The sequence below is a fragment of the Streptomyces sp. B15 genome, assembly GCF_018070605.1.
In the GTDB taxonomy this organism is placed as follows: domain Bacteria; phylum Actinomycetota; class Actinomycetes; order Streptomycetales; family Streptomycetaceae; genus Streptomyces; species Streptomyces smyrnaeus.
The window spans coordinates 1-26311 of the sequence record NZ_JAGPXJ010000071.1; the positions used below are offsets into that span (position 1 = coordinate 1).

Annotated in this window: 25 protein-coding genes and 1 pseudogene; 13 read left to right on the plus strand and 13 right to left on the minus strand. The window is 70.8% G+C overall.

Annotation, left to right across the window (positions count from 1 at the left end; all coding sequences use genetic code 11):
* A partial coding sequence (locus tag KBY19_RS26295) for a PLP-dependent aminotransferase family protein (RefSeq protein ID WP_307843627.1) occupies window positions 1–1109 on the minus strand: 1109 nt, incomplete at its 3' end.
* Between the two features lie 76 nt (window positions 1110–1185).
* On the opposite strand from KBY19_RS26295, the gene KBY19_RS26300 reads away from it, so the two are divergent.
* Both KBY19_RS26300 and KBY19_RS26305 read left to right on the plus strand, forming a co-directional pair.
* The gene (locus KBY19_RS26300; protein ID WP_099878068.1) at window positions 1186–1800 is read left to right on the plus strand and encodes a LysE family translocator; all 615 of its coding nucleotides are present in this window, start codon (window positions 1186–1188) and stop codon (window positions 1798–1800) included.
* Window positions 1801–1834: 34 nt separating this feature from the next.
* Window positions 1835–2533 carry a B3/4 domain-containing protein gene (locus tag KBY19_RS26305; protein WP_210966836.1) on the plus strand — a complete coding sequence of 233 codons (699 nt, stop codon included), beginning with the start codon at window positions 1835–1837 and terminating at the stop codon, window positions 2531–2533.
* Window positions 2534–2582: 49 nt separating this feature from the next.
* On the opposite strand, the gene KBY19_RS26310 is transcribed toward KBY19_RS26305, so the two are convergent.
* Window positions 2583–3818: an acyl-CoA dehydrogenase family protein gene (locus KBY19_RS26310; protein ID WP_099878074.1), complete on the minus strand. Its 1236-nt coding sequence runs from the start codon at window positions 3816–3818 to the stop codon at window positions 2583–2585.
* A gap of 162 nt (window positions 3819–3980) precedes the next feature.
* Between KBY19_RS26310 and KBY19_RS26315 the strand changes: the two are divergent.
* Window positions 3981–4623 (plus strand): annotated as a pseudogene (locus KBY19_RS26315) (TetR family transcriptional regulator).
* 103 nt (window positions 4624–4726) lie between these two features.
* Here the strand turns inward: KBY19_RS26315 and def are convergent.
* On the minus strand, window positions 4727–5263 hold the full coding sequence (gene def, locus KBY19_RS26320) for a peptide deformylase (RefSeq protein ID WP_185016185.1): 537 nt from the start codon (window positions 5261–5263) through the stop codon (window positions 4727–4729).
* Between the two features lie 120 nt (window positions 5264–5383).
* Here def and KBY19_RS26325 point away from each other — a divergent pair, with 120 nt between their 5' ends.
* The 4 genes from KBY19_RS26325 (at window position 5384) to KBY19_RS26340 (ending at window position 8872) form a co-directional block, all read left to right on the plus strand.
* Window positions 5384–6622, plus strand: a complete 1239-nt coding sequence (locus tag KBY19_RS26325; protein WP_099878081.1) for a MurT ligase domain-containing protein — start codon at window positions 5384–5386, stop codon at window positions 6620–6622.
* A gap of 69 nt (window positions 6623–6691) precedes the next feature.
* On the plus strand, window positions 6692–7420 hold the full coding sequence (locus KBY19_RS26330) for a type 1 glutamine amidotransferase (protein ID WP_185016186.1): 729 nt from the start codon (window positions 6692–6694) through the stop codon (window positions 7418–7420).
* A 148-nt stretch (window positions 7421–7568) separates the two neighbouring features.
* On the plus strand, window positions 7569–8525 hold the full coding sequence (locus KBY19_RS26335; protein ID WP_099878087.1) for a cytochrome c oxidase assembly protein: 957 nt from the start codon (window positions 7569–7571) through the stop codon (window positions 8523–8525).
* Between the two features lie 173 nt (window positions 8526–8698).
* On the plus strand, window positions 8699–8872 hold the full coding sequence (locus tag KBY19_RS26340) for a hypothetical protein (protein WP_180289490.1): 174 nt from the start codon (window positions 8699–8701) through the stop codon (window positions 8870–8872).
* Between the two features lie 68 nt (window positions 8873–8940).
* On the opposite strand, the gene KBY19_RS26345 is transcribed toward KBY19_RS26340, so the two are convergent.
* Entirely contained in the window at window positions 8941–9480 is a 540-nt protein-coding gene (locus KBY19_RS26345; protein ID WP_099878090.1) for a type 1 glutamine amidotransferase domain-containing protein, read from the minus strand.
* Window positions 9481–9752: 272 nt separating this feature from the next.
* On the opposite strand from KBY19_RS26345, the gene KBY19_RS26350 reads away from it, so the two are divergent.
* Together KBY19_RS26350 and KBY19_RS26355 are read left to right on the plus strand one after the other, a co-directional pair.
* Window positions 9753–10160: a YciI family protein gene (locus KBY19_RS26350; protein WP_099878093.1), complete on the plus strand. Its 408-nt coding sequence runs from the start codon at window positions 9753–9755 to the stop codon at window positions 10158–10160.
* An 8-nt stretch (window positions 10161–10168) separates the two neighbouring features.
* Window positions 10169–11383: an RNA polymerase sigma factor gene (locus KBY19_RS26355; protein WP_210966843.1), complete on the plus strand. Its 1215-nt coding sequence runs from the start codon at window positions 10169–10171 to the stop codon at window positions 11381–11383.
* Window positions 11384–11412: 29 nt separating this feature from the next.
* Here the strand turns inward: KBY19_RS26355 and KBY19_RS26360 are convergent, their stop codons facing one another.
* Window positions 11413–12285 (minus strand): DMT family transporter, encoded by an 873-nt coding sequence (locus tag KBY19_RS26360; RefSeq protein ID WP_099878099.1) that lies wholly within the window; start codon window positions 12283–12285, stop codon window positions 11413–11415.
* Between the two features lie 322 nt (window positions 12286–12607).
* On the opposite strand from KBY19_RS26360, the gene KBY19_RS26365 reads away from it, so the two are divergent.
* Window positions 12608–13420 (plus strand): 2-oxo acid dehydrogenase subunit E2, encoded by an 813-nt coding sequence (locus KBY19_RS26365; RefSeq protein ID WP_099886284.1) that lies wholly within the window; start codon window positions 12608–12610, stop codon window positions 13418–13420.
* Here KBY19_RS26365 and KBY19_RS26370 read toward each other — a convergent pair.
* Window positions 13410–14120 carry a TetR family transcriptional regulator gene (locus KBY19_RS26370; protein WP_210966837.1) on the minus strand — a complete coding sequence of 237 codons (711 nt, stop codon included), beginning with the start codon at window positions 14118–14120 and terminating at the stop codon, window positions 13410–13412. The genes KBY19_RS26365 and KBY19_RS26370 overlap by 11 nt on opposite strands.
* A gap of 83 nt (window positions 14121–14203) precedes the next feature.
* Between KBY19_RS26370 and KBY19_RS26375 the strand changes: the two genes are divergently transcribed.
* The 3 genes from KBY19_RS26375 to KBY19_RS26385 are packed head-to-tail and all read left to right on the plus strand — an operon-like array spanning window position 14204 to window position 17313.
* Window positions 14204–15160, plus strand: a complete 957-nt coding sequence (locus KBY19_RS26375) for an ABC transporter ATP-binding protein (RefSeq protein ID WP_099878105.1) — start codon at window positions 14204–14206, stop codon at window positions 15158–15160.
* A complete protein-coding gene (locus tag KBY19_RS26380; protein WP_099878108.1) occupies window positions 15157–16785 on the plus strand; it encodes an ABC transporter permease in 1629 nt (542 codons plus the stop codon). Before KBY19_RS26375 ends, KBY19_RS26380 begins: the two co-directional genes overlap by 4 nt.
* Before the next feature lie 36 nt (window positions 16786–16821).
* Window positions 16822–17313, plus strand: a complete 492-nt coding sequence (locus tag KBY19_RS26385; protein ID WP_099886285.1) for a nitroreductase family deazaflavin-dependent oxidoreductase — start codon at window positions 16822–16824, stop codon at window positions 17311–17313.
* Window positions 17314–17414: 101 nt separating this feature from the next.
* Here the strand turns inward: KBY19_RS26385 and KBY19_RS26390 are convergent, their stop codons facing one another.
* From KBY19_RS26390 to KBY19_RS26420, 7 genes are all read right to left on the minus strand, one after another.
* Window positions 17415–17864 carry a MaoC/PaaZ C-terminal domain-containing protein gene (locus KBY19_RS26390; RefSeq protein WP_099886286.1) on the minus strand — a complete coding sequence of 150 codons (450 nt, stop codon included), beginning with the start codon at window positions 17862–17864 and terminating at the stop codon, window positions 17415–17417.
* A gap of 216 nt (window positions 17865–18080) precedes the next feature.
* Window positions 18081–19034: a lysophospholipid acyltransferase family protein gene (locus tag KBY19_RS26395; protein ID WP_210966838.1), complete on the minus strand. Its 954-nt coding sequence runs from the start codon at window positions 19032–19034 to the stop codon at window positions 18081–18083.
* Window positions 19035–19180: 146 nt separating this feature from the next.
* On the minus strand, window positions 19181–20524 hold the full coding sequence (locus tag KBY19_RS26400; RefSeq protein ID WP_099878114.1) for an aromatic ring-hydroxylating dioxygenase subunit alpha: 1344 nt from the start codon (window positions 20522–20524) through the stop codon (window positions 19181–19183).
* Between the two features lie 100 nt (window positions 20525–20624).
* Complete coding sequence (locus tag KBY19_RS26405; protein WP_210966839.1) at window positions 20625–23327, minus strand: PEP/pyruvate-binding domain-containing protein; 2703 nt, start codon at window positions 23325–23327, stop codon at window positions 20625–20627.
* A 19-nt stretch (window positions 23328–23346) separates the two neighbouring features.
* The gene (locus KBY19_RS26410; RefSeq protein ID WP_099878118.1) at window positions 23347–24435 is read right to left on the minus strand and encodes a cyclopropane-fatty-acyl-phospholipid synthase family protein; all 1089 of its coding nucleotides are present in this window, start codon (window positions 24433–24435) and stop codon (window positions 23347–23349) included.
* On the minus strand, window positions 24423–25256 hold the full coding sequence (locus tag KBY19_RS26415) for a thioesterase II family protein (RefSeq protein ID WP_099878120.1): 834 nt from the start codon (window positions 25254–25256) through the stop codon (window positions 24423–24425). Before KBY19_RS26415 ends, KBY19_RS26410 begins: the two co-directional genes overlap by 13 nt.
* A complete protein-coding gene (locus KBY19_RS26420; protein ID WP_210966840.1) occupies window positions 25243–26310 on the minus strand; it encodes an NAD(P)-dependent oxidoreductase in 1068 nt (355 codons plus the stop codon). The genes KBY19_RS26415 and KBY19_RS26420 overlap by 14 nt, the downstream gene beginning before the upstream one ends.
* Between the last annotated feature and the right edge of the window lies 1 nt (window position 26311).

Consider the following 26311-nt stretch of genomic DNA (forward strand, 5'->3'; position numbering starts at 1 on the left):
GTGCCGAGGTCGGCGAAGCGTTTGGCGTCGGTCAGTGCTGTGCGGTAGCGGGCGGGAGCCAGCAGCCAGCCGACCCGGAGGGCGGGGGCGAGGAGTTTGGAGACGCTGCCGGAGTAGCAGACGTGCTCCGGGGCCATCGCCGCCAGCGCCGCCACCGGGGCGCGGTCGTAGCGGTGTTCGGCGTCGTAGTCGTCCTCGATGAGCAGGCCGCCCTCCCCCGCCCAGCGCAGCAGTTCCCGGCGGCGCTCACCGCCGAGGACGACACCGGTGGGGAACTGGTGCGCCGGGGTCAGCAGTACGGCGGGCGCCGCGGTGGCGCGGAGCGCGTCGACGCGTACGCCCTCGGAGTCGACGGGCACGGGCGGGGTCGTCAGCCCCCAGTTGTGCAGATGCTGGCGGGCGCCCAGGGAGCAGGGGTCCTCGACGGCGAGCCGGTCCACGCCCTCGGCGCGCAGCACCTGGGCCACCAGACCGAGCGCCTGGGCGGTGCCGGCAACAATGATGATCTCCTCGGGCTCGGCCGTGATGCCCCGGTTGACGCGCAGCCATCCGGCGACCGCGCGGCGCAGCGCGAGGGTGCCGCGCGGATCGCCGTACCCCAGATCGGCGGAGGCCAGTTCGGCCAGCACGGCCCGTTCGGCCCGCAGCCAGGCGGTACGGGGGAACGCGGCGAGGTCGGGCTGGCCCGGCGACAGGTCGATACGGGCGGGCGCGGCACGGAAGGCGTCGAAGACGTCGGCGCCGGGCGGGGCGTCGAACACACCGGTGGCCGCCGGACCGCCGGTGGCGGCGCTCCCGGCGGCGTCCGCCGCGCCGGGCGCCCCGTTCAGCGGGGTGGCGGCGACCACGGTGCCCGCACGGCCCCGGCCCACCACGTGGCCGTCCTCGACCAGACGGCGGTAGGACTCGGTCACCACGCCCCGCGACACCTGGAGGTCGGCGGCCAGGACGCGGGTGGCGGGCAGCCGGCTGCCGGTGGGCAGCCGGCCGTCGGCGATGGCACGCCTGATCTCCCCGACGAGCCAGTCGGACAGCCCGCCCTTGGGTGCCTGGTCGGCGGTGAGCTGGAGGAAGTCGGAGGCGGCGGGAGCGCCCGGCCCCCCTTTCACCGTCCCGCGTTTGGTCCTGTCGACCGAAGATCCTTTGGCTCTGTTCACCGGCCCATTGTGCCGGGAGGGTCAAGGCATGGAGTTTCTGCTGACCGCACTGGTGGTCGTGGTGACGCCCGGCACCGGTGTCCTGTGCACCCTCGCGGCCGGGCTCTCGCACGGCAGACGAGCCGGTCTGCTGACCGCCCTCGGCTGCACTCTCAGTACCCTCCCGCACGCGCTGGCGGCGGTCACCGGTCTCGCCGCGCTGCTGCACGCCGGGTCGATGGCGTTCCAGGTCCTCAAGTACCTGGGCGTCGGCTATCTGCTCTGGATGGCATGGAGCACGCTGCGGGAGGCGTCCGCGCCGCCGGTGCCGGAGGGGGACGACGAGGCTGGGGGTGCTCAGCGCTCGGCGTCGCGGATCATCGTGTCCGCCGTACTGCTCAATGTCCTCAACCCGAAGGTGACACTCTTCTTCATGGCGTTCCTGCCGCAGTTCGTCCGGGAGGACGACCCGCACACCCTGTGGCGGATGGCGGAACTGAGCGCCGTGTTCGTACTGCTGACCATGCTGGTCTTCGCCGGCTACGGACTGGCGGCGGCGACCATGCGCGCCCACGTCGTCGCGCGGCCGCGGGTGGTGCGCTGGATGCGCCGGGTCTTCGCCGGTACGTTCGCCGCGCTCGGTGCCCGACTCGCCTTCTTCTGACCACACCACCGGCCCTCACAAGGAGAGAGCAACCATGCATTTCGAGCACTCCCCGCAGCTGTGGCGGGACTTCCCCCGACTGGTGCCCGGCGTGCTGCACGCCAAGGGCATCACGGCCGAAGCGCCCGTCGAGGGCGCCGTGGAGCGGCTGTCCGCACGGGCGGCGGCCCGCAACGCGCACGGCGGGGGCCAGGAGAGCACGCTGCCGCAGATCCAGGCGTGGCGGCGGGCCTTCGCGACGCTGGGCCTCAAGCCGACCCAGTACCGCTGCGCGGCCGAGTCACTGCTGCGGCGCTTCCGCAAGGAGGGCTCCCTGCCGGGCATTCACCCGCTGATCGACCTGTGCAACGCCGCCTCGCTCGCCTTCGCGATCCCGGTGGGCGTCTTCGACCTGGCGCGGATCACCGGCGATCTGCGGGTGCGGCACGCCGAGGGCGACGAGGTCTACGAGACCTTCAGCGGCAGCGAGGAGCACCCCGAACCCGGCGAGGTGATCTTCGCCGACGACGCGGGCCGGGCGCACGCGCGGCGCTGGACCAATCGGCAGAGCGGCCACTCCGCCGTGCGGGAGGAGACGGCCGAGGTACTGATCATCGCGGAGGGCCTGCACGAGAAGGCCCCGGGTGAGGTGGCGGAGCTGATGGATGTCCTCGCCGACGCGCTGCGCGCCCACTGGGCTGTCGTCTCCCGCTCGGCGGTGCTCACCCGGTCGGCCCCCCGGTTCGAGCTGTAGCCGTCCGGCTGCGCCACCGCTGTGCGGCGCAGCCGGGCGGCGGCCGGGCTCAGCGGATCGGCATGCCGGAGAGGGTGCGGGCGATGACCAGGCGCTGGATCTCGCTGGTGCCCTCGAATATGGAGTAGATCGCCGCGTCCCGGTGCATCCGCTCGACCGGGTACTCGCGGGTGTAGCCGTTGCCGCCGAGGAGCTGGATGGCCTGGGCCGTCACCTTCTTGGCCGTCTCACTGGCGAACAGCTTGGACATGGAGCCCTCGGCCGACTCGAACTTACGGCCCGTCACGCCCATCCAGGAGGCCCGCCACACCAGCAGCCGCGCGGCGTCCACGCTGGTGCGCATGTCGGCGAGTTGGAAGGCGACCCCCTGGTTGTCGATGATGGGGCGGCCGAACTGCTCGCGGGTCTTGGCGTATTCGAGCGCGACCTCGTAGGCGGCGCGAGCGGTGCCGACCGCCATGGCGCCGACGGCGGGGCGGGACGCCTCGAAGGTGGCCATGGCCGCGTTCTTGACCCTCTCGCCACTGCCCTGCTCGGCCCGCTCGCGGGCGCGGGCCAGCCGCTCGTCCAGCTTCTCCTTGCCGCCGAGCAGGCAGTGTCCGGGCACCCGGACGTCGTCGAGGACGACTTCGGCGGTGTGCGAGGCGCGGATGCCGTGCTTCTTGAACTTCTGGCCCTGCGCCAGGCCCGGGGTGCCCGGCGGGACGATGAAGGAGGCGTGACCCTTGGAGCCGAGTTCGGGGTCGACGCTGGCGACGACGACATGCACATCGGCGATGCCGCCGTTGGTCGCCCAGGTCTTGGTGCCGTTGAGCACCCACTCGTCCTTGGCCTCGTCGTAGACGGCCCGGGTGCGCATGGAGGCCACGTCGGAGCCGGCGTCGGGTTCGGAGGAGCAGAAGGCGGCGACCTTCACATCATTGGTGTCGCCGTACATCTGCGGTACCCAGGTGCCGATCTGCTCCTCGGTGCCGTTGGCGAGCACCCCGACGGCGGCCAGACCGGTACCGACGATGGACAGCGCGATTCCCGCGTCGCCCCAGAACAGCTCCTCCATCGTCATGGGGATGCCGAGCCCGGTGGGGTCGAAGTACTGCTGGGCGTAGAAGTCGAGCGAGTACAGACCGATCTTGGCGGCCTCCTGGATGATCGGCCAGGGGGTCTCCTCGCGCTCGTCCCACTCGGCGGCCGCGGGGCGCATCACATCGGCGGCGAACCCGTGGAGCCAGCTTCGGACTTCCTTCTGGTCGTCGTTGAGATCCAGTGCGAACTCGGTCTCGGCCATCGTCGGGGTCCTCCGCCTGTCTCCGGAATTCGTTACCATCGGTAATCCGCAGTCTGTTACCCGTGAGTAGCCCCTGTCAACTCCCGTTCGCCCAGGCATTCGCGCACGTGAGGGTGTTACGTTGCGGCGGGGAAATCGCAGACAGGGGCGGGGAGACACACCATGGGGACCGCACGGCAGGCCGACCGGGCCGACAGCACCGAGCAACGCCGCAGACAGCTGTTGGAGGCCGCCGAGCGTCGTACTGCGCGACGGTCCCGGGGCCTCCATGAACGCCATCGCCGCCGAGGCGGGCATCACCAAGCCCATTCTCTACCGGCACTTCGGCGACAAGGGCGGCCTCTACCGCGCACTCGCCATCCGGCACACCGACGCCCTGCTGGCTTCCCTGCGCGCCGCACTCGACGCCCCCCGCGAGCGGCGCGAGCGCGTCGAGGCGACCCTGGACACCTATCTGGCCGCCATCGCGGCCCATCCGCAGGTCTACCGGTTCCTGATGCATCCGGCCGAGGACTCCTCCAGCAGCGAGCGCGGGTTCGACGTGGGACAGCACTCGGCACCGCTGCTGCGGCGGCTGGGCGAGGAGCTGGCCAAGGTGATCGCCGAACGGCTCGACCTGGGGCCCGAGAGCGAGGAGCTGGCCCGGGTGTGGGGGCACGGCATAGTCGGCATGATGCATGCCGCCGGTGACTGGTGGCTGCGGGAAAAGCCGTGCGACCGGGCCCGACTGGTACGGCACCTGGCGGATCTGCTGTGGGGACGGCTCGCAGCCGCGGGCGACCGCGTGGGCGGGCCCCGTTTCTGAGCCCCCTCCCGCTTTGCTGGTCACGGGGTGCCCCGATGCGTCGTCCGCAGCCTGCGGGCCCCCGGTGGCTGGTCGCGCAGTCCCCCGCGCCCCTTCCCGCCTCTTATCGGGTGCGCCCTCCCGCCTTGCGGAGCGTGCGGCGGCGGGCCCATCCCGTGAGCCGGTCCGTGTAGACGCTGCCCTCCAGATGGTCGTACTCGTGCTGCAGGCAGCGCGCGAAGTAGCCGGTGCCCTCGATCAGCACCGGCGCCCCGGCCGCGTCCTCGCCCTCGACGACGGCCACGTCGGCACGCCGCGTGGGGGCCTCCAGCCCGGGCAGTGAGAGGCAGCCCTCGGGGCCGCGCACGGTCACCCCGTCCATGCGCACCATACGCGGGTTGACCACATACCCACGGTGACGGCGGTCCTCGTCGTCCGGGCAGTCGAAGACGAACACCCGCAGCGGTACGCCGATCTGGCAGGCGGCCAGCCCGACCCCGTGGGCCGCGTACATCGTCGCGTAGAGGTCCTCCACCAGCCCCGGCAGCATGCGGCGGTCCTCGGCCACCACCGGGCGGCTGGGAGTGTGCAGCACCGGGTCGCCGTACGTCCGCAGCGGGTGTACGGCACCCGAACCGCCGGGAATCGGGCCGCGTCGCATGGCAGTCAGCGTACGCCCGGCGACGCATTGTCGATCTTCCCAGGGGTGGCGCGGTCGGGGCCCCGGCAGGATCTCGGTAGGCTTCTCTTCATGCGCGAGGGGCAAGGAGGTTCAGACACGATGGCAGGCAACACGGAGCCGCTGTCGCCACGGTCCCGGCTGGCCGTGACGGCGGGCAGGGCAGCCGCGGCGGTGTCGCGGGCTGCGGGCCGCGGCAGCGGGTCGGTGATCGGCGGCAAGGTAGCGCTCAGGCTCGACCCTGACCTGCTGCAACGGCTTGCCCAGCACCTGGACGTGGTCCTGGTGTCCGCCACCAACGGCAAGACGACGACCACCCGGCTGATCGCCGAGGCGCTGCGCGCCAACGGCGAGGTGGTCTCCAACGCACTGGGCGCCAACATGCCTGCCGGTATCACCTCGGCGCTGGCCGGCGGCTCGGACGCGCGCTACGGCGTCATCGAGGTGGACGAGAAGTACCTTGCCGGCGTGGCCAGGGACGTGACCCCGAAGGCCATAGCGCTGCTGAACCTCTCCCGTGACCAGCTCGACCGCGCCGGCGAGACACGGATGCTCGCCGAGCGGTGGCGCGAGGGCCTCTCGGGGCAGAAGGCCGTCATCATCGCCAACGCCGACGACCCGCTGGTGGTCTGGGCGGCCTCCTCCTCCCCCAATGTGGTGTGGGTGGCCGCAGGCCAGGAGTGGAAGGACGACGCCTGGTCCTGCCCGGCGTGCGGCGGCGTGATGCAGCGTCCCGGCGACGACTGGTTCTGTGCCGAGTGCGGCTTCCGCCGCCCCCTCCCCACCTGGGCGCTGTCCGGCGATCACGTACTGGATCCGCACGGCTCCGCCTGGCCCATCCACCTCCAGCTCCCCGGCCGCGCCAACAAGGCGAACGCCGCCACTTCCGCCGCCGTGGCCGCCGCCTTCGGGGTACCGCCGCAGGTCGCGCTGGAGCGGATGTACGCGGTCAAGGCCGTCGCCGGACGGTACGACGTGGTGCAGTACCAGGGCCGCGACATGCGGCTGCTGCTGGCCAAGAACCCCGCCGGATGGCTGGAGACGTTCTCCCTGATCGACCCGCCGCCGACCCCGGTGATCCTCTCGGTGAACGCCCGCAGCGCGGACGGCACCGACACCTCGTGGCTGTGGGACGTGGACTACGGGCGGCTGGCCGGGCACCCCATCTGCGTCCTCGGCGACCGCAAGCTGGACCTCGCGGTGCGGCTGGAGGTCGCGGGTGTCCCCTTCCAGGTGTGCGAGAGCCCCGAGGACGCGGTACGCAGGTGCCCGCCGGGGCGGATCGAGACCATCGCGAACTACACCGCGTTCCAGGACCTGCGCCGCGCCGTCGGCAACTGATCACCCGTATCTTGGGATTCCGGGCCGTCGCGCGCCCGACCCATCGATCCGCTCAAGGAGACTGGCGGCATGAGTGACACGAGTCTGCGTGTGGTCTGGGTCTACCCCGACCTGCTGAGCACGTACGGCGACCAGGGCAACGTGCTCGTGGTGGAGCGGCGGGCCCGGCAGCGCGGTCTGGACGTCCAGCGGCTGGACGTCCGCTCGGACCAGCCGATCCCGACGTCCGGTGACATCTATCTGATCGGCGGCGGCGAGGACCGGCCGCAGCGGCTGGCGGCCGAGCGGCTGCTGCGCGACGGCGGTCTGAACCGTGCCGTGGACAACGGCGCCATCGTCTTCGCGGTGTGCGCCGGCTACCAGATCATGGGCCACGAGTTCGTCAACGACCTCGGCGAGCGCTCCGCCGGGCTCGGACTGCTGGACGTGGTCAGCAGCCGGGGCGAGGCCGAGCGGTGTGTGGGCGACGTCCTCGGCGAAGCCGACGATCAGCTGCGCCTCCCCGAGCTCACCGGCTTCGAGAACCACCAGGGCATCACCCACCTCGGTCCCGGGGTGCGCCCGCTCGCCCGGGTGCGGCTCGGGAACGGCAACGGCACGGGCGACGGCACCGAGGGTGCCTGGCGGGACACGGTCTTCGGGACGTATCTGCACGGACCGGTCCTGGCCCGCAACCCGCAGATCGCGGATCTGCTGATCAAGCTGTCGCTCGATGTGAACGCGCTGCCACCGACCGACGACACCTGGTACGAGGCGCTGCGGCAGGAGCGGATCGTCGCCGCGACGCAGCCGGCCTGATCCTCCCGCTCCGCGCGCGCTTGTCCGGTGGCTCGTTCCCACCGGATCGAGTGACAGGACCGCCCGCTGAGGCCGCCCCCGTGAGAGCGGCCTCAGCGGGCGGTTCTAGTCTGGTGCGGGCGTATCGGTCGGTTGCGGGAGAGTTCGGATGGATCACGGCGGACACGGCATGACGATGGACCTACCGCCGTTCACGGTCGCGCGGGGCCTGGAGTTCACGGGCGAGCCGTTCTTCCTGGTGGGGTGCCTGCTGGCGCTGGCGCTCTACGGCTGGGGGGTGGTGCGGCTCCGGCGCAGGGGCGACGCCTGGCCGGTGGGGCGCACCGTCGGCTTCGCGGTCGGTGTGGCGACGGTGGCGCTGGTGATGTGCACCGCGCTCAACGAGTACGGCATGGTGCTCTTCAGCGTGCACATGGTGCAGCACATGGTGATCAGTATGCTGTCGCCGATCCTGTTGCTGCTGGGCGCCCCCGTCACGCTCGCGCTGCGGGCGCTGCCCTCGGCGGCCCGCAGCCAGGGGATGCGCAAGGGGCCGCGCGAGGTGCTGGTGGCGCTGCTGCACAGCCGCTATGTGCGGGTGATCTCGCATCCGGCGTTCACCATCCCGCTGTTCATCGCGAGCCTGTACGCGCTGTACTTCACCCCGCTGTTCGACTTCCTGATGGGCTCCAAGGCCGGGCACATCGCGATGATGGTGCACTTCCTCGCCGTCGGCCTGGTCTTCTTCTGGCCGATCATGGGTGTGGACCCGGGCCCGCACCGCCCCGGCTACGTGATGCGGATGCTGGAGCTGTTCGCGGGGATGCCGTTCCACGCCTTCTTCGGCATCGCGCTGATGATGGCCTCCGAGCCGATGGTGGAGACCTACGCCGATCCGCCCGCCTCGCTGGGGGTGAGCGCACTCTCGGACCAGACGGCGGCCGGGGGCATCGCCTGGGCGTTCAGCGAGATCCCCTCGGTGCTGGTGCTGATCGCGCTGGTGTTCCAGTGGTATGTGACCGAGCAGCGCCAGGCCCGCCGCCGGGACCGCAAGGCCGACCGGGACGGCGACAAGGAACTGGCCGACTACAACGCCTACCTCGCCTCCTTGCAGACCCGGGGATGAGAGCACACCGTCGCCGGGCGCCCGTAGGGGCGCGTGGCGGCGGCTGACACGGGCGCATTGAGGTGCGCAGTGGCGCACGGGGCCGCGAGCGAGGGACCATGGGGACCTGGCCGCGGCCCTTGTGCGTGCGCGACCGTGCGTCCCGGGGCCGCCGGGAGGAGGACGGTGTTGTGATGTCTGGTCTGACGCGCATGCCGGTGTCCGCGAAGGCGATGACCGTCTGCACGGTCGTCGGTCTCGTGGTGGTGACGGCGTACACCGCGGCGCTGGGGAGCAGCGGGTGGCTGTGGTTCTGCTGGGTGGTACTGGGCCTGGTCACCCTTGGTGTGTTCGCCACCCGTGAGTGACAGGACGCGAGGGCAGGCCCGACCGCTACGGACCGTATCGGGGCGGAGCAGCCGGCCGTCGGCTGCCGTCAGCCGCCGGCGCCGAACTCCGCCAGGAACGCCTTGTCGAATGCCTTGAGGTCGTCCGGCTTGCGGCTGGTGATCAGCTTGTTGTTGCCCCCGTCGCAGACCTTGACCTGCTCGTCGACCCAGGTGCCACCGGCGTTGCGGATGTCGGTACGCAGGCTGGGATAGGAGGTCAGGGTGCGGCCGCGCACCACGTCGGCCTCGACCAGGGTCCAGGGTGCGTGACAGATCGCCGCGACGGGGAGACCCGAGTCGAAGAAGCCCCGCACGAATGCGACGGCCTGCTCGTCGGTGCGCAACAGGTCCGGGTTGGCGACACCACCGGGCAGTACGAGCCCGTCGAAGTCGCCGGGTGCGGCCTGCGGGACGAGTTGGTCGACGGGGAAGGTGTCGGCCTTGTCCAGATGGTTGAACGCCTGGACGGTGTCGCCTCGGGTGGAGAGCAGCACAGGCGTACCGCCCGCGTCCTTGACGGCGTCCCAGGGGTCGGTCAGCTCGATCTGTTCGGCGCCCTCGGGCGCGACGAGAAAGGCAACACGCACGTGCCTCACGTCCTTTCCGTCATCTCGTGTGCGCTCCAGCGGGTCCCCACTGAGCGCACACCTATGCGTGGGGGCGCGGGTGTCCAGGAGCAGGCGCGCACCAGCGCGGGACGGCGCGGACCTGCGGTTCAGCGCCCCTTTCGGGCCATCTCTCCGCGCACCGAAGCCGGCCGGGAAAAAGATCGGACGGCGATGTCGAGAATCGGTGTCCGGCTCCGTCCCAGGGGTGAACGCGACCACAATGGGTCGCACGAGCACCGAGGAGAGCCACGATGGCCAAGTATCTGCTGCTGAAGCACTACCGAGGCGCCCCGGCCGCGGTCAACGACGTGCCGATGGACCGATGGAGCCCCGAGGAGATCTCGGCACACGTCCAGTACATGAACGACTTCGCGGCCCGGCTGGAGAAGACCGGCGAATTCATCGACGGCCAGGCACTCGCCCCCGAGGGAGCCTGGGTCCGCTACGACGGTGAGGGACGCCCGCCGGTCACCGACGGCCCCTTCGCGGAGACCAAGGACCTCATCGCCGGCTGGATGGTCATCGACGTCGACAGCTACGAACGCGCCGTCGAACTGGCAGGGGAGCTGTCGGCAGCCCCCGGCGCCGGCGGCAAGCCGATCCACGAGTGGCTGGAGCTGCGCCCATTCCTGACCGAACCGCCCACCATCACCGAGTGACACCACCGTTGGACGAGGCATTGCTCAGGAGCCTCACGCCGAGCGTGATCGCCGTCCTCGTCCGCCGCGGAGCCGACTTCGCGGCGGCCGAGGACGCCGTGCAGGACGCTCTGGTCGAGGCGCTCCGGGGCGGGGCGGCCGACCCGTCCCCGGCCTCTTCGAGCAGCGGACACCCGGTGCGGGACACCAAGGGCTGGCTGATCACCGTGGCCTGGCGCAAGTTCCTCGACGCGACGCGCGCCGACGTCGCCCGCCGCCGGCGTGAGAAACGTGTCGAGGAGGAGCCGGCTCCCGAGCCGCCGCCCGCGGTGGACGACACGCTCCAGCTCTACTTCCTGTGCGCCCACCCGTCGCTGACCCCGGCCTCGGCGGTCGCGCTCACGCTGCGCGCCGTCGGCGGGCTGACCACCCGCCAGATCGCCCAGGCCTATCTGGTGCCCGAGTCGACCATGGCGCAACGGATCAGCCGGGCCAAGCGCACCGTCTCCGGTGTGCGCCTGGACCGGCCCGGCGATGTCGCCACCGTGCTGCGCGTCCTCTACCTGGTCTTCAACGAGGGCTACTCCGGCGATGTCGACCTGGCCGCCGAGGCCATCCGGCTCACCCGGCAGCTCGCGGCCCGCATCGATCACCCCGAGGTGGCCGGGCTGCTCGCCCTCATGCTGCTCCACCACGCCCGGCGGACCGCCCGGACCGCGTCCGACGGCAGCCTCGTGCCGCTCGCCGAGCAGGACCGCGGCCGGTGGGACACCGCATTGATCGCCGAGGGCGTCGGGATCCTGCAGGCGGCCCTCGCCCGTGACCGGCTGGGCGAGTTCCAGGCCCAGGCCGCGATCGCGGCGCTCCACGCCGACGCGCCCACCGCCGAGGAGACCGACTGGGTGCAGATCGTCGAGTGGTACGACGAGCTCACGCGCCTGACCGACAGTCCGGTCGTCCGGCTCAACCGCGCGGTCGCCGTCGGTGAGGCCGACGGACCGCGCGCCGGCCTGGCGGCGCTCTCGGAGCTGGACGCCTCTTCCCCGAACTCCCGGCTGCGCTCGAGCGGGGAGCACCCTGTTCCCCGCCACGCCGCGGTGGCGGCGTACCTCCACGAGCGCGACGGCGACCTGGCGACGGCGGCACGGCTGTACGCCGAGGCGGCGCACAAGGCACCGAACCTCGCCGAGCGCGACCACCTGATGCGCCAGGCCGCCCGGCTCAACGCCCGCCGGGGCCGCTGACGCTGATTCCCCGTCAGAGGCGGTGGCCGTCAGCCCTCCTCGGTGCCGGGCTGCTTGCCCGTCGGCAGCACCGGGTGCCTGCCGAGGATGAAGACTCCGACGACCACGGCCACCAGCCCGGCGACCTCGCCCGCCAGGGCACCCGGTGTCAGCCGGATCGAGTCCCCCAGGAAGCCGATGCCGCAGGCGATCCCGGCCAGCGGCTCGGAAGCCGTCAGGGAGGGCAGCGACATCCGCAGCGGCCCGCCCTCGAAGGCGCTCTGCACCAGCACCAGCCCGACCACGGCGAGGACGACGATGGTGTACGGCTGCCAGCTCGTCAGCAGACCGCCCAGCCCGGAGGAGCCGTAGATCCCGCCGGAGACCCGGGTCAGGGCGTCCTGGAGCCCGTAGAGCGCTCCGGCCGCTGTCGCCAGCAGGGGTGGTTCCTTGAAGAGTTCGAGCCGGCGTGCGATGAGCACCAGGACGGCAGCGATCCCGGCCAGCAGACCGAAGATCAGCCAGTGCCGCAGGGGGCCCGCGTCGCGGTCCGTGCCCTCCGGCCGGCCCGCCACGATGAAGGCGGTCACTCCCCCGCTGAGCAGCACCACCCCGGCCCAGCCGGACCAGCCGAGCCGCTGGCTGCTCAGCCGCCGCGCGAACAGCATCGCGAAGAGCAGGTTCGTCGCGAGCAGCGGTTCGATGGTGGACAGTTCGCCCTGCGTCAGGGCGAAGGCGCTGGTGAGCTGACCGACCACCATGCTGCCGATGCCCAGCAGCCAGCGCGGAACGCGCACCAGGTCGAGCAGCAGCCGGAAGGAGAGCACATCGGCGGTCGGGGCGCGGGAGGCGGCGTCCTGTTGCAGCACGAAGCCCAGCCCGAGGAAACAGGCGGCCACCAGCCCGTAGACGTAGAGAGTCACGGGGCCCCTTTCCACCGACCTGACGGTGCGAGTGCGTCGAGGGCGTGCGCACGCCTGTCCCGCCGTCCGCCTGGGAACAGCGCCGCCGAGATTAGGCGCCGGTGCGGGTGGACACCACGACACCCGCCCCGGAAGCGGGCGGCGCGCCCCCTAAGCATGAAAGCGCCAGGGCCGAATGGCGCTCGGCGCCCGGCCGGGCCCGCCCGCGGGTACGTCCGGTGAAGCACGCGACGAGGACGCCTCTAGTCGGCGGCGGCAGCATGGGGCCGACGTGGATCCTCATCCCACCAGGCAGGAGCTCGGACGGGACGTGAACAAGGACATGACAGTCGGCCCCTTCCCCAGGGAGCGCCGGCACACCGCCTTCTTCCTCCGGGAGCTCCGCGGCTTCGCACCGGTGTTCCTGGGCGCCGAGATCGACATGACCGCCGTACGGCGCCACCAGCGGGACGCGGCAGCGCACGGCGGCAGCTGCTCGACCGTGGCCTATGTGCTGTACACGGCGGCACGGGTGCTGGCCGCCCACCCCGAGGCCAATGCCGCGCTCCGCGGCCGGCTGCGCCCACGGGTGGCCCGCTACCGCACGGTGGCCGGCAAGCTGACGCTGGACAAGCGGCTCGGCGGGCACCGCGTGGTCCTCTCCGCCGTGCTGCCCGGTCTGCACACGATGAGCCTGCGCGACATCGCCGGGCAGATCGCACACCACCGCGACGGCGACCCGGAGCGGATGCCCGAGTACGCCGGCGTGCGCGCTCTGCATCACCTCCCGGGACCGCTCGGGCACCTCGCCTACCGGCTGGCCACCCGGCCGCTGCGCCGCCGGATCACCACCAACGGCACGTTCTCCGTGACCTCGCTGGGCCACCGGCCGGTCACCTCGTTCCACTCGTCCGGTGGCACCACGATCACGCTGGGTCTGGGCGGTGTGGCCGAGCGCCCGGTGGTACGCGACGGGAGGGTCGCCGTCGCACCGGTACTGCCGCTGTCCCTCACCTTCGATCATCGGGTGATCGACGGCGCCGAGGCGGCGGACGTGCTCAGCGATCTCAAGGAGGCTCTGGAGAGCTTCGGCGCTTCCGGCGATGTCTCCGCATCCGTCTCACAACCGTCTCAAAATCTCGGGGTCACTTTTTGAGATGGCGGTACACCGTCGCCCGGGACACCCCGAGCCGCGCCGCGATCGAGTCCGCCGAGTGCTCACCCGAGGCGTACAGCGTCCGGGCGAGGTCGGCGTCCTCCTCGGACAGTGACCTGGGGCGCCCGCCGCGCCCCCTGCGCGCCCCCGGGGCCGACTCCGGCAGCAGCCGCCAGGCACCGGCCAGCAGGTGGTCCCGCAGCACGTCGTTGGACAGCTGCGGCATGAGCGCGACCGGGTCGGTGACGGCCGAGACCGCCTGCGCCACGGCGATGCGCTCGGGGACGCCCGCCTCGGCCCCGGCCGCGACCTCGATGCCGTGCTCCATCGTCCGCAACAGCCGGTTGAAGGAGTCGGAAGGCGTCGCAGGCAGCTCCTTCAGCAGGGTGACCAGGGTGTTGCGGTAGCGCAGGAAGACATCCAGCCAACCGGTTATCAGCGTGCCCCGCACCGCCCCGATGCCACCGGAGGGCTCCTGGGCGGCCGCGTCGTCCAGCACCTGCTCCAGCTCGGCCGTCATCGGGTCGAGCAGATCACCGAGGAGCTCGACCTTCGAGGAGAAGTGGTAGTACAGCGCGGCCTTGGTGATGCCGACCCGGTCGGCGACCTCCTGCAGGGCCGTCGCGTGGTAGCCGCGCTCCACGAACAGCCGCTCCGCCTCGTGCAGGATCCGCTCTCGCGTACTTGTCTGCTGATCCATTTTCCGCACCCCCGCTTACCTCCGGTCAGTTTTGCGCTACGCTCTACTTACCAAAGGTAGGCAGAACGGCAAGGAGCTTTGCAATGCTGACCAACGTTCCATCGCCCGGCGGTGATCCCGGTGTCGCGATCAGTATCCGCGACCTGGTGAAGACTTTCGGCGACACGACGGCGCTCGACCACCTTCAGCTGACGGCCCGCTCCGGCGAGGTCCACGGCTTCCTCGGACCGAACGGCGCCGGCAAGTCCACCACCATCAGGGTGCTGCTCGGGCTGCTGCGCAAGGACTCCGGAGAAGCCACCCTGCTCGGCGGCGACCCCTGGGACGAGGCGGTCGAACTGCACCGCCGGCTGGCCTACGTGCCCGGCGACGTGAACCTGTGGCCGAACCTGACCGGCGGCGAGGCGATCGACCTGCTGGGATCCCTGCGCGGAGGACTGAACGAGACCCGCAGGCGCGACCTGCTGGAGAAGTTCGCCCTCGACCCGGGCAAGAAGATGCGCACCTACTCCAAGGGCAACCGGCAGAAGGTCGCTCTGGTGGCGGCCTTCTCCTCCGATGTGGAGCTGTACATCCTCGATGAGCCGACCTCCGGACTCGACCCGCTGATGGAGGCCGTCTTCCAGGAGTGCGTCCAGGAGCTCCGCGAGGCAGGCAAGACGATCCTGCTCTCCAGCCACATCCTCGCCGAGGTGGAGAAGCTGTGCGACCGGGTGAGCATCATCCGGGAGGGACGCACGGTCGAGTCCGGCACCCTTTCCGAGCTGCGCCATCTGACCCGTACCGCGCTCGAGGTGGAGACCGAGACGCCGCCGACCGACCTGCAGGCGCTGCCCGGCGTGCACAAGCTCTCCGTGGAGGGCCACCACGCCAAGTTCGAGGCGGACACCGCCCAGCTCGGTGAGGTGCACCGGCACCTGGCCACACTCGGGGTCCGGTCGCTGACGAGCGCGCCGCCCACCCTGGAGGAACTGTTCCTGCGCCACTACGGCGAACAGAAGGCCACCGAGCCCGCCGACACCGTGGTGGGTGCCCGGTGAGGGCGCTGACCGGGACCGGTGTACTGACCCGGCTGGCGTTGCGGCGCGACCGTCTCCGGCTGCCGCTGTGGGTGGTCGGGCTCGCCGCGCTGTTCGCCTCCATCGGCAACAGCATCTCCGGGCTCTACGAGACCGACGCCGCGCGGCTGGAGAACGCGCAGGTGCGCGCGGACAACGTGGTCACCCGTGCGTTCACCGGCCCGGCGCCCGGCAGCAGCACCGGGGCGCTGACCGTGTCGGAGGGGCTGGTGTTCACCTGCGTCCTCGTGGCGCTGATGAACATCCTGCTCGTGGTCCGGCACACCCGGCAGAACGAGGAACTGGGCCGGACCGAACTGGTGGGTTCCGCGGCCGTCGGCAGGCACGCCCAGCTGACCGCGGCGCTGCTGGTCGGCGGTCTCGCCAATGTGCTGCTCATCGTGCTCAGCACGCTGGCGCTGATCGGTATGGGGCTGCCTGCGGGCGGCTCGGCGCTGGCGGGCCTGGCGCTCGGCACGGTGGGGCTCGCCTTCGCCGGCCTCACGGCGGTCGCCGCCCAGTTGACCGAGAGCGCCCGCGCCGCGACCGGGCTGGGAGGTCTCGTGCTCGCCACGACATTTCTGCTGCGCGCCGCGGGAGACGCCTTCGGCAACACCGCCTCGGACGACATCACGGTGAACCCCGCATGGCCGAGCTGGATCTCGCCACTCGGCTGGGGCCAGCAACTGCGGCCCTACGGAGAGAGCCGGGTGTGGCCGTTGGCGCTGCTCTTGCTGTGCTGCGCCCTCAGCGTGCTGCTCGCGGTGCGGCTGAGCGTCCACCGGGACGTCGGGACGGGCATGCTGCCCGCACGGCGCGGCGCGGTCCGGGCGAGCTCCGCCATGCTCAAACCGATCGGGCTCGTGTGGCGGCTGCAGCGCGGACTGGTGCTCGGCTGGATGGTGGGCATCGCGGTCTTCGGCGCGGTCTTCGGCGGCATCGGTGACCAGGTCGACGATCTGTTCAGCAGCGAGAAGAGCGCCCAGTTCGTCCGTGACCTGGGCGGCGAGGGCGATCTGGTGAACGCGTACTTCGCGGGCATGATGGGTCTGCTCGCCGTGGTCGTCTCCGGCTTCACCGTGCAGGCACTGATCCGGCTGCGCTCCGACGAGGAGAACGGGCCCACCGAGGCCGTACTCGCCACCTCGGTGAGCCGGGCGCACTGGCTGCTGGCACACACGCTGATCGCCCTGCTGGGCACGGCGCTGGTGTTGGCCGTCCTCGGGCTCAGCACCGGCCTGGCGTACGGCGCGGTGTCGAACGATCTGACCGCCGCCCTGGGCGATCTGATGGAGACGACGCTGGCGCAGCTGGCACCGACCGCGGTGCTGGCGGGCTTCGCGCTGGCGGCCTTCGGGCTGCTCCCGCGGCTGGCGGCGACGGTCACCTGGGCGGCGTTCGCCGTCTGCCTGGTGATCGGTCAGTTCGGAACGCTGCTCAACCTGCCCGACGGGCTGCTCGACATCTCGCCCTACAGCCACCTGCCGAACATGCCCGCCGAGTCGCTGACCGTGATGCCGATCGTGGTGATGGTGGTACTCGCCGGAGCGCTGACCGTGGTGGGCGTGGCGGGCTTCCGGCGCCGCAGTCTCGCGCTCGGCGGCTGACACACCAGGAAGAAGCGAAGCGGAGGTGAAGTGACGATGCAGGTCATCAAAGAGGTGGACCATCCGACGGGTCTGACCCGGAAAATGCTCAAACTGCCGGTTCACTTCTACCGGCTCGGCCTCGGCCGGCTGTTCGGTGACCGCCTGCTCATGGTCAACCACTGGGGGCGGGTCACCGGCAAGCGCTACCAGACGGTGGTGGAGGTGATCCGGCACGAGGAACGCGACGACAGCTATCTGATCGCCTCCGGCTGGGGGCCGGGCGCCGACTGGTACCGCAACCTGCTGCGGCGTCCCCGCACGACCGTCGAGGTCGACGGCCGGACCAAGCAGGTGACCGCCGAACCGCTCCCCGCCGAAGAGGCGACGGAGATCATGACGGGATACTTCTGGCGTCACCGGGCCGTGGCCAAGCGGATGCTGCCCCGGCTCTACGGCTACTGGGTCGACGGCTCGAAGGCCGACTTCCACGAGGTCGCCGAGCGGGTGCCTGTCCTGCGGCTGGCCCCTGCCGGGTCGGCCCACTGAGGTGGCGGTGCGGTCCGCCCGCCCAGGGCGGACCGCGCCACGGCGACACCCTCTCCTCCTCCAGCCCCACCCCGGCCCTTGCCCGACCCCGGCGAACGGCCTCATACGAGGAACAGCGACACGGTGTCCGCCACGCAGGCCGGGCGCCGCTCGTTCTCGATCTGGACCGTCATCCGAACGGAGACCAGCCAGCCGCCGGGCACCCCCTGGGCGCCGGAGAGCTCGGCACCGCCGCGGACACGGGCCCCGACCTCGACCGGGCAGGGGAAGCGCACCTTCTCCAGCCCGAAGTTCACCCCGCTCCGGGCCCGTTCGACGGTGAAGACGGCCCGCATCATCGACGGCAGCAGGCCGAGCGTCAGACAGCCGGGGTGGACAGTGCTCACGGCAGAACCCTCCGCGGCCCTGCGGAATCCGGGCTCCTGGGTGGAGAACCCCGCGGCTGCCGCGAACTTTTCCACCCGCTCCTCAGTGAGGTCGAACCATTCGCTGTAGCCGAGGTGTTCGCCTTTCGCTGAGACCAATTCGTCCAGCCCCGAGAAATTTCTCATGGCCACGATTCTGTGCACCGGAGCGTGGGCGTACAAGAGTTCGCTCCGGGCCCCGGCTCCGCCGTCAGCGCCCCGTCAGCCGGCTTTCAGCGAAGCGTCAGCGACCGGTCGGCGGGCTCGGCGCACTCCGTCCCCGGCGGGCTGCCGTACAGGTGAGGGGCGAGCCCCCGGTGGCACCGTCACCGGCCGACCCGCCCCTCACTTGTGCGCAGAGCGTCAGAAGAACAGCGAGTCACGCCGTTCGAGTGTTTCGTTGAGCGCGTGCTGGATGGTGTCCTTGACCTCGCCGGCGAGCTTTTCCACGACCCGGGCGTCGTCCGCCGCGTCCGCCGGAAATGTGTCGGTGCCCACCGGGGCGTGAAAACGGATGGTCCATTTCGTCGGCATGGGCACCAGTCCCAGCGCGCCGAGCAAGGGGAAAGTGGGCGTGATGGGGAAATACGGCAGGCGCAGCATACGTGCCAGGGTGCGGGACTCGCCGATCATCGGGTAGATCTCCTCGGCCCCGACGATCGAGCAGGGCACCATCGGGCACCCGGTGCGCAGCGCGGCGGCGGCGAAACCTCCGCGTCCGAAACGCTGCAGGCGGTAGCGGTCCTCGAAGGGCTTGCCCAGCCCCCGGTAGCCCTCCGGCATGACGCCCACGAGCGCGCCGGTCCCGAGCAGCCGCATCGCGTTCTCGGGGCAGGCGCGGACGTGCCCCAGCTTGCGGACGAGGTCCCGGACCACGGGATAGGAAAAGGCCAGGTCCGCCGCGAGCAGGCGCAGGTTGCGGTGTGCCGTGTGGTGGTCGCGGATGGCCAGCTGCAGCATGAGCGCGTCCAGCGGGAGTGTGCCGCTGTGGTTGGCCACCACCAGGGCGGCGCCGTCCGCCGGTATGTGCTCCAGACCGGAGACCTCGACCCGGAAGTACTTCTCGTACAGCGGGCGGAGGGCGGGCAGCAGCGCCTCGTCGACCAGTGCGGGGTCGAACCCGAAGTCGTCGACGGCGCCTTCGTCGGAGGACAGTCGCCCGTAGAGCTCCATGCCGTGGGCAAGGAGCTCCTTGAACACGTCGGCCAGCAGCGAGGCCTGTTCGCCCGCTCCGGACGCGTTCTTGCCTCTCGTCTCCCGCTCGGTTCGCGGGCCGCGGCCGCTCGGCGAAACGGGCAGCTCCTCGTCCTGTGGCATGCGCTCTCCTCACTGAGTGGTCGCTGTCCCTGTGGTCTGGTCGTGCGTGGGCGCCGCGGCGCGACGGTCGCCACCGCCGCGCCGCGGGCCCCGATCCCGTACCGAACCGGGCCGTACCATGCGTCTTCGTCCGGGACGCCGCCGCGTCAGGACCGCGCCGCCGCGCGGTCCTCGGACCAGCCTTCCACCTCCTCGGCGGCGGGGACCGCCTCGCCGTTGCCTTTGGCCCGGCCGTTGCCGTTGCCGTTGGCGCTGCCGTTCCCGTTGGCATTGCCGCTGCCATTGGCATTGCCGTTGGCGTGCGCGCCGTTCCGGGAGCGGCCGTTGGAGCGGGCGGGGGTACGGCGCTTGGCCTCGGCCGGGCGCTGGGCCGGCTGCCCGGAGCCGGCCTCGTCGGTGGCCATGTCCAGGTCGCCGACCATGCCGTCGGACAGCTCCCCTGCGCCGACCACGCCCTCGCGGCGCTCCCTGGCCTCCCTCAGCAGCCTGGCGCGGGTCTTGATGAACTTGGCGTTCATCTCGTCCACGGGGATGAACTTGTTGACCCCACCGCCGCTGATCCTGGGCTCCTGACGCGCCATGATCTTGTAGTCCTGCGGGTCCTGGACGTACTTCTCCAGGTAGCACTGGAGCGTCGACATGGCCCGCCGCAGCTTCTCATGCCGCAGGATCGGCTTGAGCTGGGGGAACTCGTAGACGCGGAAGATGTGTTCGGTGTGGTCGTCGTCGATGGGTGAGAACCACGACGTCGTCGCGAACGCCTCGGTCTCCACGTGCACCATGCACGGGAACGAGAAGGTGATGACGTAGTGGATGCTCCGCTCGGGGTTGTCCTCCTCCCCGTGGTCGAACGAGTAGCGGAAGGTCATCCCGTCGTCGTCCGTCTCCACGTGGTGGTTGTGGATCATGGTGGCTTTGAGGTAGTTCTCCTTGCCGTCCAGCCCGAACTTCTTCTTCGTTCCGTAGAGGAACATGAAGTCCAGCCAGTTCAGCCAGTGATCCCGGTGCACATACGTCACGTGGTAGAACTCTTGGACGCTTTCGATGTACCGCGTGTAGTGCACCGGCTTGTTCCACGAGATGGTGTCGTAGACCCGGTCGTTCTCCTTGATCTCGCGGGGCGCGATGATCTCCGGGAGTTCACTCTCCGGCCGGTCGTCGCCCCACCACACCCAGATCAGACCGTGCTTCTCCCGGACCGGATAGACCGGCACCTTCAACGATCCCGGAATCCGGGCGTCCCTGCCCATCGCGGGAGTCAGGGTGCACTTGCCCTCGGGGTTGAACAGGAAACCGTGGTAAGGGCATTCGATCGCATTGCCCTTCATCCGGCCGTCACCGAGCCAGGCTCCCTTGTGCGGGCACCGAGCTCCCTGGCAGACCACGTTCCCGTCGAGGTCGCGCCAGAGCACCAGCTCCTCACCGAGACGGCGGATGCCTTTCGGTTTCTTGTCGGTGACATCCCCGGATATAGCCACGGGATACCACATATCGGGAATCATGCAGTCCCTCTCTCTTTCGAGTTTCCCGCCGAGCACCGGCGGGCTTTCCTGACCCGCGGCACCGGCCCGTTGCGCCGCCGCCGTCCGGTCAGGAGTTCTCGACGACCTCGACCGTGCCGGCGTCCCCGTCGACCACGATCAGGTCCCCGGTGTGGATGACCTGCGTCGCGAACTTGGTGTTCACGACGGACGGCACATTGAATTCCCGCGCCACGATCGAACTGTGCGAGAGCATCGATCCGATGTCGGTGACGACGCCTCCCGCGATGGCGAAAAGCGGGGTCCATGTCGCGTCGGTGTAGCGGGTGATCAGGATTTCCCCGGCCTGGAACTCGTCGGCCTGCCAGACGAGGTCCTCGACGACCCGGGCCCGGCCCACCACGCGGCCGGGGCTGGAACCGAGCCCCTCCAGGTGCTCCCCGTCGGGGACGGGCCGCACGGCGGAAGCCGGGTCGTGCTCGCCCACGAAGGTGAGCGGCGGCTCCGGCAGCCGCTTGTGGTATTCGTGCAGCCGCCGGGCTCCGTCGATCTTGGCCCGGTCGAACGCCTCCGCCTCGGACAGCTCACCGGCCAGATAGGCGCGGATGTCCTCGAAGTCGAGGTACGCCACCTCGTCCATGGAGTGCAGCACCCCGGCCTCCAGCAGGCGCCGGCCCACTTCGTAGACCACGTTGCGCACCAGCCAGATCGAGGTGATCATCGACATCCGGGTGACCTCGCGAAGCTCGCTGTAGGTCCGGTACATCGAGATGGCCGCCTCCACGGCCCGCCGTTTGGGCAGCGGCAGTTGCTTCAGCACCGTGTGCGAGGCGTCCTGCCGGCCGCCGCTGCGCCGGAGGATGTCGTCGATGGAGAACCCGTCCGCGGCGTAGCGCCGGATCATCTGGAAGACGTACGACGGGTCGTCGATCCACCGGGGGTGGGTGATCTCCATCTCCTGCGGCCCGCGGGTGCCGTGGGCGCGCAGGAAGGGCTCCATCTGCTCCTGCCAGAACTCGCGGCCCTCTTCGTCCGCGCGGAGGGCTTCCTCGATGCCGTCCAGCGGCAGTTCCTCGATGAGTTCCAGCACCCGCGGCCGGTCCTTGGCCGCCTGGGCCACGGACCAGATCTCCTTGGCCGACTCCACTGTGCGCAGGTTGGACATGTCGGTCTTCACGCGGTTCTGCAGGTTGACGCCCTCGTCGCCGAGCCACTGCTTGCACAGCTCCGCCAGCACCGCGTAGAAGCCGAACGCGTGGATGTAGTAGGGCATGTAGCCCACATGCATGTCGTGGAAGTACCCGAGGCGGCGCTTGAGCTCCATGTCCAGTTCGCTGCGGCCCATCCGGGTCAGGTCCAAAGCCCTGTCGCGGTCGAACTCATAGGCGCGGGAGGAGGACATCCGCTCGGCCCGGGCCTTCATGTCCGTCAGCTCGTTGGCCGTGGTGCGGAGCCAGAAGGCGATCGACAGGGCGTCGGTGAGGCCGCCGGGGAACCGGCCGAAGGGGTTCTCGTACCCGGTCAGGTCCACCTCCTCGCTGACGAACCGGCTGGTGAAGCGCCACTGGTCCCGGGTGGGCAGACACTGCGCCATCACATAGGCGCTGTAGGAGATGTTGAGGTAGACGTGCCCTTGCACATAGCCCATCGGCAGATCGGGGTCGCCGGTGACCCGGGCGCCGAGGGCCGAGGTGCAGTCCAGGTGCACATGCTGCTGGTAGTACCGGGCGAAGCTCAGCCCCAGCGGGGTCATCAGCCCGACGAAGATCTCTCCGATGTCCATCCGCGACCACAGGGTGCCCTGCTCGATCGCGTCCTTCTGCGGGGTGACATACGGACTGCGGGCGCCCCCCGGACGGTCGCCGGACCCGGCGGCGGGGCGGGTGGTGATGGGCCGCGTCTGGAAGAACCAGAGCGCACCGTCGCGCATCCCCCACTCGATGTCCTGCTCCGCGCCGTACCTGCTGCGCAGCCGCAGGGCATGCCGGGAGAGTTCGGCCAGCTGCTCCCGCGACAGACAGGGCACATTGCGGGCCGCGGCCTCGACCCTGGTCATCCCGATCTTCCCGGGCGCCAGCGGGGCGCACTTGGTCACCTTGTGCCGGACCCGCTCCTCGACGACCTCGAGGGTGCGGTCGTCGAGCACGAAGTAGTCGCTGGACACCCGGCCGGAGACCAGCCCCTCCCCCAGGCCCTGGCACGCCTCGACGACGATGCGGTGCGGGCGGGCGCTGACGGGGTCGACCGTGAAGGCGACACCGCTCACGTCCGCGTGGACCATCTCCTGCACCACCACCGCGATGGCGCCGGGCGCGCTGTCGTCGTCGCGGTAGGCGGTGGCGCGGTCCGACCACAGGGAGGCCCAGCAAGTGCGTACGGCGTCCAGCAGATCCGCGTCGCCGGACACGTCCAGGATCGTGTCGTGCTGGCCGGCGAACGACTGGCCCGCGGAGTCCTCGCGCAGGGCGGAGGAGCGCACGGCCACCCGGGGGCGCCCCAACCGGGTGTATCCGGCGATGATCGCCTCCGCGATGGCGGGCGGTATCCCGGTGGCCAGCACCCGCTCCCGCGCGGAGCGGCTGTCGGTGCCGCGCAGTTCGGACGCCAGGCCGGTCTCGCTCAGATACGCGGCGAAGAGTTCGGTGGTGAGGCAGAAGGCGGGCGGTACCGGCAGTCCGTCAGCCAGCATCTCGCCGATCCGGGCGGCCTTCCCGCCGAGGACGGCCGGGTCGGGCTGCGGTCCCGCGCCGAGGAGGACGACCTGGTCGGCGTACTCCCCGGTGACCGGGGTGTCGGTTGCGTGCGTTGTCATGGTGAGGTCTCCTGACCGCTCAGTCCAGCGCGAGCTGTGCGTTGGTGCCCGTGCAGGCGCGGAACTGCTCACCCGGGATGACCTGGGTGGCCTCGACATCGGTGAACCCGGCCTCCTCCAACTGCTCCACCAGTTCGCCCTCCCGTGGCAGCGGACCGCCGAAGTCGGAGAAGTGGAACCACAGGTTGAGCGCTTCCAGGCCGGTGTTGCCGCCCTGGCAGGAGGTGGTCAGCAGGAGTTTGCCGCCGGGCGCGAGCAGCCGGCGCGCCCGGCGCAGAGTCTCGACCCGGTCGTCCTGCGGGAAGTAGTAGATGTTGTTGTGCATCGTGACCAGGTCGAACTGCGGCTCCAGGTCCAAGGTGCGCAGGTCGCCCTGCCGGGTCTCGACCCGGTCCGTGAGCCCCCACTCGGCCATGTTCGAGGCGGCCTGGTCGGCGACGTTCTTCTGCATGTCGATGGCGAGCGCCGAGAGCCTGGGGTTGAGCCGGGCGGCGTGGCGTACGTACGTCCCGCTGCCGCAGCCGACCTCCAGCAGCCGCACCGGCCGGGAGCGCTCCAGGTTGCGGTCGACGGCCGCCTCCACGAAGGACTCGACGACCCGGGTGGAGCGGGCGATGACCGCGCCGTCCTGGTCGTCCAGCGAGAAGCGCTCGCCGACGCGCAGCATGTTCGGCCCGTGCAGCAGTGCCGGCACATGGAAGCGGATCACTTCCTCCAGCGCGGCGGCGACCGCGTCGTTGCCCGGCTGGGCCAGGAACTTCGCCGTGAAGCTGCTGAGCCGGTAGCAGCCCTCGCCCGTACCGAAGTCACCGAGCTTGACGCCCATGTCGAGCCAGGCACGGAGCCGGTCCTTCTCGGCCGGGCCGATCTGGAGCCTGTCGGCCAGCGACTCCAGGTCGCACGGCCGCGCCGCCAGACAGCGCAGCACCCCCGAGTTGGAGGCGGACGCCAGGAAGGCCAGCCGGTACGTCGGCTCGATCAGCCCCTTGGAGAGCGCGAGCAGCACCGGCAGTCGCGGATTGCTCAGCACTTTCAGTATCTGCAGCAGGTCGGTGACGGGCTCCTCGACGCGGCTGCGAACGGTGGTGGCGAGACTCAAGAGGTCCATGGTGCGTTCCTTCGCGCGTTGACGGGCTGAGGTCCGGCGTCCGGTCCTGTGCGCACGTGGTCGAGCTCGTCGCGCAGCTGCCGCAGCAGTCGGTCCCGGGAGGGGCCGCCGTTCAGGAAGAAGTGGCCGCCGTCCAGGTGACGGCGCAGGAAGGACCCGGAGGTGTACGCACGCCACGCCTCCGTCTGCGGCGCGGAGGCGAGGGCGTCCCGGGAGGCGGAGAAGGCCGTCATCGGGCACCGCAGCGGCGCACGTGGTCGCCATCGGTACGTCTCGCACACCCGAAGGTCGGCGCGCAGCACCGGCAGCCTGCGCTCGAAGTAGGCGGCGTCGACGGCCCGGTCCCGGTCGAGACCGCCCAGGTCGCTGACCAGCTCGCGCAATGCGTCGTCGGGCAGGAGGTGGTCTTCGCGCGTCCCGTACAGGTGGGGTGCCCTGCTGCCGGAGACGAACAGGTGCGACGGTTCCGGCTCACCTCGCTCGCGCAGTTCGCACGCCACCTCGTAGGCCAGCAGCGCGCCCATGCTGTGGCCGAACAGCGCGTAGTCGTGGCTGAGTTCCGCCTCCACCAGGGCGGTGGCCAGCGCCGTGACGAGTGGTTCGAGCGCCGTGTGGGGCGGCTCGCGCAGGCGCCGGCCGCGGCCCGGGAGTTGGGCGGGGACGACGTGGATGTCCGCTCCCAGCCGCTCCTGCCAGCCCCGGTAGACGGAGGCGGTGCCGCCCGCGTACGGAATGCACACCAGCGGCCGCGCCCCGGCATCGCCGGCGGCCGGACCGGGGAACCAGCCGGCCGTCCGGGAGGTGGTCTCAACGGGAAACATGTGCGCGCCCCTCGTCGGAGTCCAGCCATGCGACGGTGCGGCGCATACCCTCCTCGAAGTCGACCGTGCTCTTGAACCCGAAGTCATGCTGCGCCCGCCTGATGCCGTAGGACTGATCGCGGTCGAACAGGTGGACGGTGTGCCGGGTCAGGATCGGGCGGGAGGAGATCTTCAGTGCGCCGTAGAGCTTCTCCGAGAGGGTGGCGACGGCGGTGGCGACGGGAGCCGGCAGGTTGAGCCACGGTGGCTTGACTCCCATTCCCGCGGCGAGCGCTTCCACGTACTGGCGCCAGGTCGTCAGCTCGGGGTCGCGCAGGTTGTAGACCTTGCCGACCGTCTCCTCGGACGTGGCGGCGGCGATCATGGCGTCGACGGCGTTGTCGACGTAGAGCAGACCGGCCGGAACCTGGCCGCCCCGGATGTAGAGCATCTGCTTCTGCAGCAGGAGGTTGCCGATCTCGATCACGAAGTCCTTGCTGCGGGGCCCGTACACCGACACCGGCCGCACGATGGTGACCGGTACCCCGGTCTCGGCCGCGGCGTTGCGCACGGCGCGCTCACCGAGCAGCTTGCTGCGGTTGTAGGGCAGCCCGATGTCCTTGCAGCCGGCTGCCTCGTCGCAGGGCTGCTTGGGGTAGCCGTAGACATCGGTGGTGCTGACGTGCAGGACCCGGGCCACGGTGCCCGCCTGGTGGGCGGCTTCGACGAGCCGCCGGGCGCCGTGGACGTTCGCCCGCTGGAAGTCCTCCCAGGGCCCCCAGTCCGCCGACATGCCCGCACAGTTGTAGATGTGGGTGACGCCCTTGGCGGCCCGGCACAGGCTGTCCGGATCGTCCAGGTCTCCGGTCTCGATCTCGTCCGCCGCGTCCCCGAACCCGGAGCGGTCGCTGCCGGGCCGTACGAGGACACGGACGCGGTGGCCGAGTTCGGCCAGCCGCCGGGTGAGGTGGCCGCCGATGAAACCACTGGCGCCGGTGACCAGCACGTCGGCCGTGCCGTCCCGGGGCCCGTGGCTCGCCGCGGCCGCACTGAGGTCATTGTCTTGGGTAGCCATG